This is a genomic window from Exiguobacterium sp. s191, assembly GCF_018618955.1.
GTDB classification, from domain to species: domain Bacteria; phylum Bacillota; class Bacilli; order Exiguobacteriales; family Exiguobacteriaceae; genus Exiguobacterium_A; species Exiguobacterium_A abrahamii.
This window is the reverse complement of the sequence record NZ_JACSNC010000002.1, coordinates 163,214-176,806: the sequence shown is the minus strand read 5'-3', so window position 1 is coordinate 176,806 and position 13,593 is coordinate 163,214. Positions and strand designations below refer to the sequence as shown.

Here is a 13,593-nt window from a genome sequence, read left to right as displayed (position 1 = left end):
TCGTCCTGTTTTCGAAAGGGACGATGTGCATACTACATGATATACTCAACGGAAAGTAGGGTTTTCATGTTTGATTTCTTAAAAGAAGCACTTCACGCACCACTCCGTGTCGGAGCCGTCGCACCGAGCAGTCCACGTCTGGCTGAGATGATGGCACGACGCGCCGTCGCCGATCGTCCGCGTCAGATTCTTGAAGTCGGAGCGGGTGACGGAGCGATCACCAAAGCTTTACTGGCCGCTCGTTCACCGGAAACACATCTCTTGATTTGTGAACGGAGCGAAACGTTCCGCCCGGCACTCGAACAATTACTGGCTCAGGAAACGAATGTCACTCTCTTGATTGGTGACGTTCAAGGATTATCCGATTCATGGAGCGGACAGATCGACGTCATCGTCAGTGGTCTCCCGTTCGCGTCGTTCCCGGCAGCGTTACGGCATAATTTATTGGCACAATTTCAAACGTTACTACGATCAGGCGGTCACTTCATCGCCTTTCAATACACCCGGTTTCAGTTCAAGATGTTCCGGGACTATTTCCAAGAACACAGTTATTCGCACACGCTCTACAATCTGCCCCCCGCTTATGTTTTCGAGGGGGTGCAACAGGAGGAATCTACACATGCCCACGCTCTTGATCGTTGATGATGAAGCAGACATCCGTCAATTGCTTCGACTCTATTTAACCAATGAAGGGTACGAGATCATCGAAGCCGAAAATGGTGAGGAAGCGTTAGCGACTCTTGCAACGCGTCCAGTTGATGCGATGTTACTCGACGTGATGATGCCCGTTCGCGATGGCTTTTCGACCGTTCAGGCGGCGCGCGCTGCCGGTCACACGTTGCCGGTCTTGATGCTAACAGCGAAACGCGAAGACATGGATAAAATTCAAGGGCTGACTTTCGGAGCGGACGATTATATCGGCAAACCGTTTAATCCGCTTGAAGTCGTCGCGCGCGTCAAGGCGTTACTCCGCCGCGTCAGTCAATATCACGTCCCAATTACAGCTTCAGCCGTTCAGGTCGGTCCGTTCACACTCAAAGAAGACGAACGCGTCATCTTTAAATACGATGTGCCGCTCGCCCTGACCCGCCGTGAATTTGATTGCCTCGCACTCTTCTTAAACCACCCGCGTCGTGTCTTTTCAGCTGACGATCTATATGAACGGGTCTGGCAGGAAGAAGCACTCGGTTCCGCGTCGAACGCTGTCATGGTCCTGATCCATAAGCTCCGCGACAAGATTGAGGACGTTCCGAAAGAACCACGCTACCTCCAGACGGTCTGGGGCGTCGGTTATAAGGTCGAACCATGAGACGGATCAAATTGACGGTCTGGATGCTTGTTTTGCTACTGCTCGCTGCATTTTTGAGTACGGCACTTGCCTGGTTACTGGCGAGTCAATTGCCGCTTGGTGGAAAAACGGTTCCCCGTTACTACTACACGACGGAAGAAGACACTGTGATCGCTGTTAAAGAGGACATTACACGTTATCAAAATGGACAAATACCGACCGGTCCTTATGAGTGGGCAGTATACGATGCGAATGGTCGTCGAATCAACGCTTCCGACAAGTATCCGGAAAACTTAACACCGAGTCGACTGCTTGCTGAGCAAACACCAACGGAGCGGGAGCCATCAGACACAGGAAAGGTTAGGACATTGCACCATATCGAAGCAATCAATCTTGGAACTAGTGAGCCTGGCTATTTTTTAACTGTTCAGTCCGATAAACCAACACTCAATGAATATCAAGTCGGGAATTCGAACGCCTTCTTCATCTTACAAGTCGTCTTGTTCATCGTCTTTCTACTGCTTTTAACACGTTGGATTGCTGGTTTGTTCCGCCAACTCGAACGACGGCTTGAACGATTGACGGTCGAACCAGCGCCAACGGAACCGTTACCTCCCGTCAAAGGACCGAAGGAATTTAAACTGTTCGCCCAATCGATCGAACGAATCGAACAGGAACTCCGCACCTTACGCGTACGCGACCAGGAGCGGTTCGTCGAGCAGTTGCGCTTGATCACCAGTCTATCGCATGACTTACGGACACCCTTGACCTCAATCCAAGGTTTCATCCAGTGGCTGACGGAAAAACATGAGACGTTATCCGCGACAGAACGCGCGGAACTTCTAGCGATCGTCACCCGCCAGTCGGAAACGCTCGCTGCCAGGATCGATGAACTGTTCACGCTCGCTAAATTATCGAACACCGATTATCCAGTCGAACGGATCTCACTCGATCTCGTGACCTTAACGGAACAAGTCCTGGAACTGTTTCCTGGCACTTCTTCTACTGTCAATGGTCCTGCACACGCGACTCTCTTCGCCGATCCGATGCTCTTACGGCGCTTGCTTGAGAATTTGATTCGCAATGCAACACTTCACGGGACGGGAGATCTTCAAATTACAATCAAAGAAGAAACAGAAGGCGTCCAGCTGATCTGCTCGAATGCGATTGAATCGACTTATACGCTAGAGGAACTAAACGAATGGCTGACGCCGTTCGGGACGTCCGATGCTTCCCGCTCGTCTGGTGGCTCTGGCATCGGTCTGTCAATCGTTCAGCAAATCATGGCACGTCATGCGGGTAGTGTAGCATTGACTTCACAAGACAACCGCTTCATCGTGACCTGTCGTTTTCCACATGTTTCATAAGCCTGCATCCGATGTGCGCATCGGGTGCTTTTTTGGTCAGGTTGTTACTTCTTAGACACTTCTTTGAAAATGGAATTCGATACACTAAAGACTGTTAGAAATTAGTTGTCGTTTTAAAGGAGTTGTTCGTGTCTTATGAAATCCTCGTCTCGTTCGATTACATATATGCCAGGGCTTGATGGCTTACGTGCCTTCGCCGTCCTATCTGTCATTCTCTACCATCTGTCTATTTCATTCTTCTCCGGTGGTTTCCTCGGTGTTGATCTCTTTTTCGTCCTATCCGGTTATCTGATTACCGGTCTCTTGTTACGCGAGTGGCAGACGACCGGACGCCTCGATTTGAAACGGTTTTGGATTCATCGCTTCCGTCGCCTGTTCCCAGCCCTATTCGTCATGCTGTTACTCGTTCTCGGGTACGTGACCATCTTTGAACGCGAACTGTTGCATACGGTTCGCCAAGATAGTGCCTTTGCGCTCATTTACGGGACGAACTGGTGGTATATCTTCCATGACGTCTCGTATTTCGAGTCGTTCGGTAAACCGTCACCGATCCAAAACCTTTGGTCGCTCGCAATCGAGGAGCAGTTCTACCTGCTATTCCCGATCTTACTTTGGTTCGGAATGAAAAATCGCCGACTGTTCCTGCAATTGATGGGCGTTGCGATCGGTGCATCCGTGCTTGCGATGGCGATTCAGTTCACACCTGGTGAAGATCCAAGTCGTGTCTACTATGGCACGGATACTCGGTTATTCGCCCTATTGATTGGGAGTCTACTCGCTTTCGCGTGGCAACCGACCCGCTTTAAGCTCGATATCCCAAAACGTGGTGTCCGGTTACTGAATCAAACAGGTGCCGTTACTTTGCCACTCTTGCTTATATTGATGATCGTCACAAGTGAGTTCGGCAGTTTCTTATACCGAGGTGGCTTTTTCCTTGTCGCCGTCCTTGCTGCACTATTGATTGCTACAATTGCTCACCCGGCGTCAATCTGGAGTCGCTGGTTTGCGCATCCAGCACTTGTTGCGATCGGTAAACGATCGTACGGTCTGTATCTGTGGCATTTTCCCGTCATCACGCTGATGACACCAGTCGAGCAGATCGGAACGTTCTCGCTGCTCCGGACCGTCTTGATCGTCGTCGTGCTTGTCGCCTTGACTGAAGCATCATATCGCTTCATCGAACGTCCGATTCGTCAGCATGGACTGTCCGGTTACCTAAAACGTCTATCTTTACATCCGCGACAGTTACGTCAGTTTTCAACGGTGCAATGGACGAGTGTTGCCGTGTTGACGATTCTCATCGTCAGCTTCATCGGTAACTTATCGATTCTTGCTGTCTCCGATACGCCGAAGCCAGAACCTGCTTTCGAGAAGATAGCGGCACCGAAAGAAAAACCGAAGCCGGTCCTCAAACCGACGACACCGAAAGCAGCACCCGATCAGCGAAAAATCTGTCGACCGACGCTTGCGATCGGAGACTCGGTGTTACTCGGTGTTGAAGACTATCTCGGCAGTACACTCAAGCAACTGACAATTGATGCAAAACTCGGTCGTCAGCTGCGAGAAGCGATTCCGCTGAGTGAGCAGTATGCGGCGTACAATCAGCACGGACGCCAAGTCATTCTCCACCTCGGAACGAACGGTAGCTTCCGTAAGGATCAATTGAATAGTTTGCTCGATCAATTCGCAAATGCCGATCACGTCTATCTGGTCACTGCACGCGTCCCGCGTCCGTGGGAAACAGAAGTCAATCAGATGTTACGGGAGGCATCGAAGCGGAAGCGTGTCGAACTGATCGACTGGCATGCCGTTGCCATCAAACATCCATCTTACTTCGAAGCAGATGGTGTCCATTTGAATATCAAGGGAGCACGTGCCTATTCGAAGATTCTTGCGAAAGCGACGAATTGTGCTGTTTCAACGAAATAAGACTACGTCAAACAAGGTAGCGGAACGATCCGCTACCTTGTTTTTTTGTACTCACCCTGTCGCTAGCAGCCCAAGATAGATCAAACTGACGCTGAATAAACTCAGCAAGACACCCACTGCATGCCGACGATATCCGAGTAAAAGCAATGGTAGCGTGGCGATGCCAATCATCAAGACCCACCCGTCCCCTGATGGACCACTGACCGGTAGTTGCCCTAGCGTCGGTTGTTCTAGACGACTGAGTGAAGCGCTCGCCATGAACAGCAATACTAAAATGATACTCTCCATCCGGAGTAGTGGACGCGGATCGTACGTTGAGTCAAAACGCAACCGACGCCTTACGAGCGTTCCATTACAGAATGCGTAGAACAAAAGTGGTAGCAGCAGGAGGTGCTTCAGCAACAACGCTTGACCGTATGGCACACCCCAGAGATTCGTATAACGTTCAAGTGGAATCGCCAGTTGCATCAGTAACAGACCCGACAGGATGACACCCGTAAAGGCGATCCGGGCAAACGGACTGAACCAACTTAAAAAGGCGGACCAATGAGCGGTCGAGCGGGCACCGATGGCTATCCAAAACACGACACCGATCCAAGCTGTCACACATAAGAAGTGACTAAATTGAAGCGTCCACCCGAGCGCACCGTATTTGGCCGCCGCGTGACTCGTTCCTGCGATACCAATCCATAACGGGATCGTCAAGAGTGCGAGCAGGATGGACCGCCGCTTTTGCCATGCGAATACAATCAATAGGAGTAAAGCAGAGAAGTAAACGACAAGAAACATCCGACCGATATGCAACTCCAGTAACCCCGTTCGTAGAGCCTCTGTCATCGTTTGCGTCGAAAGTAGAAAACGAACGGCACCAAAGACCGGGATGCTCGTTCCAAGAACGAGCATCCCGAGTCCCGCTACCGCCCACGACGTACCGTCCATTAATGGCGGTTTCCGTTTCCTTGGGATGAAGCATAATACCAAATAGCCCATCCAAAGCGCTCCACCCATGTAGACGAGTAGTTCTCCTAGAAACGCACTCATGTCGTGCGACGACGTAACAAAAGAAGGATGACGATACTGATTAACAGTCCCCCGACGATCCATGGGAGCAGTGTCGGAACGAGTCCTTTTGAAACTGGCTCCGCTTCAGGAACGACTGCTGCTTTTGTTTCCATCGGCTCAGCCTTTTCTACGGTGCTTGTTTCAGCTTTTGCCTCACCTAGTACCGTAAAACGAATCGTTCCTTTAACGGGATGACCATCATCTGAAATCGATGCCCACTTGATCGTGTATTTTCCTTCCGTTAAAGGCTCTGAGACGACAGCACTCAGTTCATTTCCGATGATGAGCGGTTTTGCGAGAGACTGTTCGACGCCATTCGCGTCTACTACACGTAAGGTGCTTGTTTTTTCAACAGCCTCACTGAACGTCAAGCGGATTCGATCGACGGGTTCAGATAATGCCGATCCCTCTGCCGGATTCGAGCTTTTTAAACTCGTATGTGCTTCGACCGATATGGGCAACAGACAAACGAGGAATAGGAGTACAAATCGGATGATGCGCATGTCGTTTACCTCCTTTCTGCTTGATGTGTAAAAGAAAACCCGCTGTTGCCAGCGGGTCGTCCTTTATTGTTGCGGGCGACGACGGAGTGCGAAGAATCCAAGGATCGATGCTGCTGCGATACCAAGCAATGACCAGACGATACCTGTCGTCGATGCTTCTTCTTGCATACCACCGAGACCTGTGTTCGGCATTCCAGGCGCACCTTTGAATTTATCTGGGAACTGATCGACGATTGCTGTCGCTGTTCCTTCCCCTACGCCGTACATATGCGCATACGCTTCGCGAATCGCTGGGTACGTTTTGTCGTAATCTTTTTCATTGTAGCTATTGAAGGCGAGTAAGAGTTGGTCAACGTGGACCTTCAATCCTTCTTCCAAATCTTTCGCTTTCAAGCGACCTTCTGTTGCGGCATCGAGGAATGCTGCTTGCTCGACACGGTACTCATCAAGTTCCTTCACGGCCATGTCGCGTGCTTGATCATCTTTCGCACCTGTTGCTTTGACATAATCAACGAAGTAGCCGATATGGCTCGACCAAATCTTTTTGAATTGTTGCGCTGCTTCACTACCATAAACAGAGCCAATCGAAGCTGTCAGGTCATCCGTATTTTGATTCAAGGCACCAGCTGCAGCGTCAAAGTCTTTTGCTCCGTCAATTCCTTTTTGCATCGCGAGCACTGCAAGCGCCGCGTGTTCAGAGAAGTTTCTGTTCAGTCCAGCCCGAAGATCAGCTGCTGGTGTATCAACTTTCGTATTTTTGAATTTATCCGGGTACTGATCGACGATCGCACCAGATAATCCTTCGCCGACCATATACATATGCTCGATTGCTTTACGTAGATTACTGTAGGCAGCATCATAGTCGCCTGCCACATAGCTATCAAACGATGTTAACAGTTGCGTGATATGGACTTTTAGTCCTGCTTCAAGATCCGCTGCCTTCAGACGTCCTTCCGTTGCTTTATCGAGGAATGCAGCCTGTTCGACACGATACTCATCAAGCTCTTTCAATGCTTTTTGTTTCGCGTCTTCGTCCTTGGCACCAGTTGCTTTGACGTAATCGACGAAGTAACCGATATGGCTCGCCCAGATTTCTTTGAAGGCAGCGCCTGCTTCTTCCCCATAGACAGAACCGACAGCTGCCGATAAATCATCCGTGTTTTGATTCAAGGCACCTGCCGCTTGCTCAAAATCTTCTTTACCATCAATTCCTTTTTGCATCGCAACGACTGCGAGATACGCGTGTTCAGATAGAATTTGATCGAGTGTCGCTCGTAAATCCGATGCTGGAGATGAGACATCGAGGGAGACTTTTCCTGAACTGTGAGACATCTTACTATGGTCCTCATGACCATGTGCACTAACACCTGCTGCTGGAATCAACAATGCGGCACTAAGCGGAACAGCGAGATACGACTTTTTCATCTTCATCTTATGAACACCCCTTTGATTTTTTGGACTTCACATAGATAACGTAAGGAGTTCACGAATGGTTTTATCTTTTTACATTTTTTATTTAAAATATTTTTTCTAACGAAATAAACTTATGCAGCACTTTCATTATTTTTTAGTTTTTATTTACTCATTTTGCGAAACAGCCAACTTATTTTCTAATCATTTCATTAGAATCTTCTTATAACCTCATCTTTTATCTTTTATAGAACAGGAGTGGACTTATGAAACGGATTGTCATTGGCGCAGTACTTGCTTCGCTCGTCGTCTCGCAAGCAGTTGGACCTGTCGAAGCAAAAAGTAAAGCGAAGAAGAAACCTGTCGTGCAAGTCGATCGAGACAAAAATGGGATTCCAGATGCTTGGCAAAAACAATATCATTTGGGATATGGAAAACAAGTCGCAACAAAAGATCACGATCGCGACGGTCTAACGAATACTCAAGAGTATCAACTTCGCCTCAACCCTACAAAATCGGATTCCGATCGCGATGGAATCAAGGATGGGAAAGAGGATGCGGACCGCGACTTACTTACGAATCAACAAGAATACACAGCGCACCTGAATCCGTTGAAGAAGGATTCAGATCAAGATGGTATTTCTGATGATAAAGAAGATCAAGACAAGGATCGATTGACGACACGAGAAGAATTCATCGTGGGTACGCAGCCACTGAAAAATGATTCAGATCGTGACGGCATCAAAGATAACGAAGAGGACCGCGATCAAGATACGCTTCTGAATGAAGACGAATTCGAACTTGGTTCTGATCCAACCAAAGCAGACAGCGATCATGACGGGACTCGAGATGATCAGGAAGATACGGATCACGACGGGGTTCAGAATAATCAAGAACTCAAACGGATCATGATCAAAGTGACGGATACGAATAAGAAAAAGTTCGAGTGGCGTTACAGTAATGAACATCAACGGAAAGAATTGCGCTTTAAAGACGAGATCGGTATTACTGACGTTGCGACGTTAAAAGATCGTCTTCTCGTCACGCCATCGATGACGGAAGAAGAATTATTAACGTTAGTCGCACAGGCACTTCAATTGCCAAACATCAAAACGTTACATGTCCAGATCAAGTTCTATAATGGACAGGAACTCGAATCAGAAGATGAGCACTCGGATGACGATGATTCTTCGGATGACTCAGAAGATGATGATCAAGATGATGATTCAGACGATCATGGAGACGATGACGGGGATGATCACGGAGATCATGGTGATGACGATTAATCGTCTATACGAAAAATGAGAGGACGGAATAGTATTCCGCCCTCTCATTTTGTATTTCCTTATTCTTCAATGATGGTGACCGCTACTTCCGCCAGCTGGTTTTGCTCCACCTTGTAAGATTTTTAAATCTTCTTTCGATAACTCACCGACGATGAACTGCCGTGTTGGCATGATCATCGCACCTTCACTGCTTGCATGCGCTTTGACATAATACAAGCCGGATTTCGGTAGTGCCTTCGCAATCGTATAGACACCTGGCTTTGTCTCCTCTGCCGGTTCCATACTATAGCGTACTGTTCCATCCGCTTTCCAGATTTCGAAATGTACATAATCGACTTTTTGAACCGGTTTGGCTTCACGCCAGACTGTTGCTTCAAACGTCTGCTTTTTCTTCGCATCCGGTTGTAAGTCCTTTGGGATATTCATTTTGATCGATAACGGCTTAGCTACGGCATACTGTTCTGCTGCATCGGAATCGACCGCACAGCCAGCAAGACTCGTCGTCGTGACGAGCAGTCCGCCGAGCATGAGTGTTTGTATCGATTTACGCATTGAAGAACCTCCTTACACTCGGAATACGACGGATGACGAGGAAATCGACCAGCCAGACGACGAGCAACGATAGACCGACGAGCGGGAAGACGATTCCCAGCACGACAAGCACAGCGAGGAACCCTTTCAACATGAATGCTTTCGGTCCTTTCGGCGCCCCCATCCCTTTACTTGGTTTTCGCTTCAGCCAGAGATAGAAACCACTGACTGCCACGAGAATGATTCCGAGACAAATCAACAGACTAATTAACTGATTGAACAAGCCGAATTCCGTTCCCTTATGGAGTGTGATCCCGGTCGCGACGATCTTTCCGACGATACCATAGTTGTCATAACGATAGTCGGCGAGCACGGCACCGGAATATTGATCGAGATGGATCGTCGCTTCATTCTGTGCTTTCGCTGGATACGCAGACAGCGTATAGACACCGCTCGGGTCACTTGGAATACTGATCTTAAAGCTTGGATCCATCCCTTGTTGTTTGCCGATTGCAACGATGTCATCGATCGAAGCCGGAACAGCACCTTCGACTTTCGATTGCGGGACATCAAGTGTTTCGGCAGCCCACGGGACTTCCGCGATATCCTTCGTTTGAAGTGTTGACGTCGGTGCCTCCCCACCCCAAATGGACGGTGGATAACCAAGCCCTTGGTTCGTGACAAGGGACTGGAAGTTCGTTCCCCAGAAACCGGACCACGGTAAGCCAGTCAAGATCAGGAACAGCATCCCTGCTGTGATCCAGAATGCTGGAACAGCGTGGAGATCACGACGGAATAACTTCTTTCCTTGACGAAGGCGCGGGAACAAGACACCTGACAGTCCCTTTTGCTTACGCGGGAACCATAGGAACAGTCCCGTCACGATCAAGACGATTGCCCAACAGGCGACGAGTTCAACGATTCGGTCGCCAGTCGTTCCCGCCATCAGTTCCCCGTGGATCTCTTCGATTTTATTCATGATCCGGTCATCGTCAGATAATGTTCCGATGATCTTACCAGAATACGGATTGACGAAGACTGTCGCCGACATATCTGGTGACGAAACCTTCACTTCACTGGATCGATCGTCGGATTCACCCGGTCGGTACGACGTGACAAGTGCATCGGGATACTTCGCTTTGACGCGATCAATCTGTTCCGTCGCAGTGATGCGATCTGCTTGTGGTGTAACTTCATAATACGATTGATACAGGACGTTTTCGATTTGTGGCTTAAAAAGATAAATGGATCCTGTCACAGCAAGCATGACTAGGAACGGTGCAAAAATGATACCAGCATAAAAGTGCCACCGCCAAATCGTCCGGTAAGCAGAAGAAGTCGGTGCTTTTTTGACCGTCTCTTCCGTCTGCATGAGATTCATATGTATCCTCCTCTGGCAATAAATATGTCCACTCTGTGAACACCTCCTAGTATAAGCGTTTACAATTCAATTTCAGCCACTTGCTTGTGACGATAAATTGCCAATATGGTGTGTAAATCACGTAGCTTTTAAGAAGTGAAAAACGTCTTTTTTTGACAATGATTTCACTTTTCTTGTAGATTACTTCTTATTTCAAAAAACTATCCTTATTCATAAAACCAAACTTCATCTAAAAAAGCGAATCCTGATCTGGATTCGCTTGCTCGTGTGATGTTTTTATATTGAAGAACTTTCCTCGACTGATTCCTTTTGACGCCGATGATATACGATACCTGTTACTACTAGACCGATTAAGATGACTACGATCGCACTGATGATTCCGGGATTCACCTGAAGCCAGTTCCACAGCTCCGACCACGTCACAGCTTCTCCGATCCGGACGATCAAAAAAGTCCAGAGTCCTGTATACACGCCTGCTGCTAAGAATGTCATTACTAAATAACGAGGTAACGGATAACCGAGGAGTCCGGCGACATAATGAATCGGATGTCTGACGCCGGGTAAGAAGAACGATAGTCCGATCGCCCATAACCCGCGTCGTTCGATGATCGTTTCTGCTCGTTCTAAGAAACGTGACTTCATCCACCGTTTGACGAGCGGAATCTCACGGAAGAACCGAGCAAGTAGATAAAACCACGTAAAGGCGATGAAGAAGACCGGCCATGCGGTCAACCAGATGACGACCGGGTACATCCCCTCTCGTAATCGAAGTGCTGCAAAACTCATCATCAAGACATCGTCCGACAATGGGGTGAACATGATTCCGCCAGCCAGGCGGACGAGTGCCATGATATCCATCACGTATCCCTTCTTTCTGTTTCTCTCTATTTTCAGTATCCCCGATTTTTCTGAAGTTGAGCCCTATCCATTTCTTAAGTTCTTCTTTAGTTATACTTTTCCGATCAAAAGAGATCATCATCGATGATTTAAAGTCACGTAGACCGTAGGACATGTATACGCAATCGTTCAATAAAAACTCCTTTTCCCACATCGAGAAAAAGGGTTTCATCCGTCCGTTCGAGAAGGGGTACAACGTACATCTGAACGCTCATCTGATAGGAGGAATTTCCATGTTACATCGCCGGAAGACCTATACGATTCGTCCCGAACGCCTAGAAGAATTCACTGAGTTTTTCCATACCTATTTGTACCCGCTCCAAGTCAGCCATGGTGCCCGTCTTGTTGGTCGCTGGGTGACCGAGGCAGAAGATGAAGTCATCGCCATTTGGGAATATCGCGACCGTGAACATTACGAACAAGTCGATCGTGATGTCCGCAACAGTGCTTTACGTCGCGAAGCGATGAAGAAGCGCGCGCGTCTCGGCAAAAACCTCTATATCAAATCCTATGAAGATTTCATGACAGCGACCGGTACGTATGCTCCCCCTCGCGCGATCGTCAGCGTGACCGCGTACATCACGAACGATGCCGGTGAAGTCCTGCTCGTCCGCAACCTCCACCGGGGTGATACGTATGAGATGCCGGGTGGACAAGTCGAAAATCACGAGTCGATTCTTGACGCCATTAAACGGGAAGTCAAAGAAGAAACCGGTGTTGATGTCACAATCGATGGCATCACCGGTATCTATCAAAATGTCTCAAGTCACGTCCTGTGCGTTTGTTTCCGTGGGAAAGCCGTTGGTGGTGAACTCGCGACACAAGAAGGCGAAACGACGGATGTCGGCTTCTTCCCACTGACACGTGACTCGCTGAGTGAGTATATCAAACGGGAACACTTTCAGTTGCGGACGCTTGATGCAATGGATCCCCATTACTTCCCGCATGCCTTATATAAAGTCAGACCGTATGAACTGATCAGTCGGTACGACGGTAACGCAACGTCGTCTTCACGGTAAACCAAAAATCCCCTTACAGTGTTTTCACTGCAAGGGGATTTTTTTCGGTTACGTTGTCAATCGAGCGGTAATTCCGGCATCATCGGTGACATAGACATCGCCTGCTTGATCCGTAACGGTATAAGCGGAAGACTTCAACGCCTCGATCGCTGCTTGGAGCGTCGCTTGATCCGGATAACGTAGTGTCCAGTAGACGAGTCCGACCGCATCTTCCGGATTCGTCGGTGCGTTGACACCAGACCAGACGTTCAGACCGATGTGATGGTGATAGCCACCGGCAGCAACGAACAATGCACGCATCCGCGAAGCGTCAGCGGCAACTTCAAAGCCGAGCGTCTCGACATAAAATGACCGTGCTGCTTCGAGTGTCTTGACGTGGAAATGGACATGTCCCATGACCGTATCGCTCGGCATGCCATACCAGTCTTCTTCTCCCGCTTCGACGAGCATACTTTGCCAATCGACGGGATCCGTCGTCATTTTGACGTCACCATTAGCTTCATACGTCCACGTCTCACGTGGACGATCGGCATAAATCTCGATCCCGTTCCCATCTGGATCCGATAGGTAAAAGGCTTCACTGACGAGATGGTCGCCTTGACCAATCTCGATCCCTTGTGCAATCAAATTCCGGATGACGAAACCAAGTTCTTTTCGGTTCGGTAGCAAAATCGCAAAATGATATAACCCGGCGACCGAGTTCGGTGGAAAACGGCGGGCATTCGGATGGACTTCAAGTTCAACGAGTGGTGTATCTTGTGCACCGAGTACCGTCAACTGATCCGTTTGCGTCAGCACGCGTAATCCGAGTGACGTTGTATAAAATGAAATCGAACGGGCAAGGTCCGTAATACGCAAGCGAACAGGACCGAGTGTGATTTGTGGATGAATGGACATGTTGTTTCCTCCTTCAATGAAAT

Annotated in this window: 13 protein-coding genes; 6 read left to right on the top strand and 7 right to left on the bottom strand. The window is 48.7% G+C overall.

The annotated features are described in order from the left end of the window. The first annotated feature begins 66 nt into the window (after nucleotides 1–66). The 4 genes from KNQ09_RS12530 to KNQ09_RS12515 all read left to right on the top strand — a co-directional run bounded on the left by KNQ09_RS12530 (nucleotide 67) and on the right by KNQ09_RS12515 (nucleotide 4,584). Nucleotides 67–642 carry a class I SAM-dependent methyltransferase gene (locus KNQ09_RS12530; RefSeq protein ID WP_214858719.1) on the top strand — a complete coding sequence of 192 codons (576 nt, stop codon included), beginning with the start codon at nucleotides 67–69 and terminating at the stop codon, nucleotides 640–642. Next, complete coding sequence (locus tag KNQ09_RS12525; RefSeq protein ID WP_214858718.1) at nucleotides 620–1,309, top strand: response regulator transcription factor; 690 nt, start codon at nucleotides 620–622, stop codon at nucleotides 1,307–1,309. Before KNQ09_RS12530 ends, KNQ09_RS12525 begins: the two co-directional genes overlap by 23 nt. Then, the gene (locus KNQ09_RS12520; RefSeq protein WP_214858717.1) at nucleotides 1,306–2,655 is read left to right on the top strand and encodes a sensor histidine kinase; all 1,350 of its coding nucleotides are present in this window, start codon (nucleotides 1,306–1,308) and stop codon (nucleotides 2,653–2,655) included. The genes KNQ09_RS12525 and KNQ09_RS12520 overlap by 4 nt, the downstream gene beginning before the upstream one ends. A gap of 135 nt (nucleotides 2,656–2,790) precedes the next feature. Beyond that, a complete protein-coding gene (locus KNQ09_RS12515) occupies nucleotides 2,791–4,584 on the top strand; it encodes an acyltransferase family protein (RefSeq protein ID WP_214858716.1) in 1,794 nt (597 codons plus the stop codon). A 51-nt stretch (nucleotides 4,585–4,635) separates the two neighbouring features. Here KNQ09_RS12515 and KNQ09_RS12510 read toward each other — a convergent pair whose 3' ends face one another. The 3 genes from KNQ09_RS12510 to KNQ09_RS12500 form a co-directional block, all read right to left on the bottom strand. Beyond that, nucleotides 4,636–5,688, bottom strand: coding sequence for a copper resistance D family protein (locus tag KNQ09_RS12510; protein WP_214858715.1), 1,053 nt, complete (start codon nucleotides 5,686–5,688; stop codon nucleotides 4,636–4,638). After that, complete coding sequence (locus tag KNQ09_RS12505; protein ID WP_064300536.1) at nucleotides 5,622–6,149, bottom strand: copper resistance CopC family protein; 528 nt, start codon at nucleotides 6,147–6,149, stop codon at nucleotides 5,622–5,624. Before KNQ09_RS12505 ends, KNQ09_RS12510 begins: the two co-directional genes overlap by 67 nt. A 63-nt stretch (nucleotides 6,150–6,212) precedes the next feature. Then, nucleotides 6,213–7,580: a copper amine oxidase gene (locus tag KNQ09_RS12500; protein WP_214858714.1), complete on the bottom strand. Its 1,368-nt coding sequence runs from the start codon at nucleotides 7,578–7,580 to the stop codon at nucleotides 6,213–6,215. Nucleotides 7,581–7,825: 245 nt separating this feature from the next. On the opposite strand from KNQ09_RS12500, the gene KNQ09_RS12495 reads away from it, so the two are divergent. Beyond that, nucleotides 7,826–8,845 (top strand): MSCRAMM family adhesin SdrC, encoded by a 1,020-nt coding sequence (locus KNQ09_RS12495; protein ID WP_214858713.1) that lies wholly within the window; start codon nucleotides 7,826–7,828, stop codon nucleotides 8,843–8,845. A gap of 66 nt (nucleotides 8,846–8,911) precedes the next feature. Here the strand turns inward: KNQ09_RS12495 and KNQ09_RS12490 are convergent, their stop codons facing one another. The 3 genes from KNQ09_RS12490 to KNQ09_RS12480 all read right to left on the bottom strand — a co-directional run bounded on the left by KNQ09_RS12490 (nucleotide 8,912) and on the right by KNQ09_RS12480 (nucleotide 11,615). Further along, entirely contained in the window at nucleotides 8,912–9,397 is a 486-nt protein-coding gene (locus tag KNQ09_RS12490) for a FixH family protein (RefSeq protein ID WP_023466843.1), read from the bottom strand. Beyond that, nucleotides 9,390–10,757, bottom strand: coding sequence for a PepSY-associated TM helix domain-containing protein (locus KNQ09_RS12485; RefSeq protein ID WP_214858712.1), 1,368 nt, complete (start codon nucleotides 10,755–10,757; stop codon nucleotides 9,390–9,392). The genes KNQ09_RS12490 and KNQ09_RS12485 overlap by 8 nt, the downstream gene beginning before the upstream one ends. Nucleotides 10,758–11,033: 276 nt before the next feature. After that, nucleotides 11,034–11,615 carry a DedA family protein gene (locus tag KNQ09_RS12480; RefSeq protein WP_053452466.1) on the bottom strand — a complete coding sequence of 194 codons (582 nt, stop codon included), beginning with the start codon at nucleotides 11,613–11,615 and terminating at the stop codon, nucleotides 11,034–11,036. Between the two features lie 272 nt (nucleotides 11,616–11,887). Between KNQ09_RS12480 and KNQ09_RS12475 the strand changes: the two genes are divergently transcribed. Then, nucleotides 11,888–12,673: an NUDIX domain-containing protein gene (locus KNQ09_RS12475; RefSeq protein WP_023466838.1), complete on the top strand. Its 786-nt coding sequence runs from the start codon at nucleotides 11,888–11,890 to the stop codon at nucleotides 12,671–12,673. 48 nt (nucleotides 12,674–12,721) lie between these two features. Here KNQ09_RS12475 and KNQ09_RS12470 read toward each other — a convergent pair whose 3' ends face one another. After that, on the bottom strand, nucleotides 12,722–13,570 hold the full coding sequence (locus KNQ09_RS12470) for a VOC family protein (RefSeq protein WP_214858711.1): 849 nt from the start codon (nucleotides 13,568–13,570) through the stop codon (nucleotides 12,722–12,724). Between the last annotated feature and the right edge of the window lie 23 nt (nucleotides 13,571–13,593).

What these genes read in the sequence shown, in the direction of transcription:
- KNQ09_RS12520 (WP_214858717.1), top strand. Translation starts at nt 1,306, where the DNA reads ATGAGACGGATCAAATTGACGGTCTGGATGCTTGTTTTGCTACTGCTC.
- KNQ09_RS12470 (WP_214858711.1), bottom strand. Translation starts at nt 13,570, where the DNA reads ATGTCCATTCATCCACAAATCACACTCGGTCCTGTTCGCTTGCGTATT.
- KNQ09_RS12515 (WP_214858716.1), top strand. Translation starts at nt 2,791, where the DNA reads ATGAAATCCTCGTCTCGTTCGATTACATATATGCCAGGGCTTGATGGC.
- KNQ09_RS12485 (WP_214858712.1), bottom strand. Translation starts at nt 10,757, where the DNA reads ATGAATCTCATGCAGACGGAAGAGACGGTCAAAAAAGCACCGACTTCT.
- KNQ09_RS12490 (WP_023466843.1), bottom strand. Translation starts at nt 9,397, where the DNA reads ATGCGTAAATCGATACAAACACTCATGCTCGGCGGACTGCTCGTCACG.
- KNQ09_RS12530 (WP_214858719.1), top strand. Translation starts at nt 67, where the DNA reads ATGTTTGATTTCTTAAAAGAAGCACTTCACGCACCACTCCGTGTCGGA.
- KNQ09_RS12495 (WP_214858713.1), top strand. Translation starts at nt 7,826, where the DNA reads ATGAAACGGATTGTCATTGGCGCAGTACTTGCTTCGCTCGTCGTCTCG.
- KNQ09_RS12480 (WP_053452466.1), bottom strand. Translation starts at nt 11,615, where the DNA reads ATGGATATCATGGCACTCGTCCGCCTGGCTGGCGGAATCATGTTCACC.
- KNQ09_RS12475 (WP_023466838.1), top strand. Translation starts at nt 11,888, where the DNA reads ATGTTACATCGCCGGAAGACCTATACGATTCGTCCCGAACGCCTAGAA.
- KNQ09_RS12500 (WP_214858714.1), bottom strand. Translation starts at nt 7,580, where the DNA reads ATGAAGATGAAAAAGTCGTATCTCGCTGTTCCGCTTAGTGCCGCATTG.
- KNQ09_RS12505 (WP_064300536.1), bottom strand. Translation starts at nt 6,149, where the DNA reads ATGCGCATCATCCGATTTGTACTCCTATTCCTCGTTTGTCTGTTGCCC.
- KNQ09_RS12510 (WP_214858715.1), bottom strand. Translation starts at nt 5,688, where the DNA reads ATGGATCGTCGGGGGACTGTTAATCAGTATCGTCATCCTTCTTTTGTT.
- KNQ09_RS12525 (WP_214858718.1), top strand. Translation starts at nt 620, where the DNA reads ATGCCCACGCTCTTGATCGTTGATGATGAAGCAGACATCCGTCAATTG.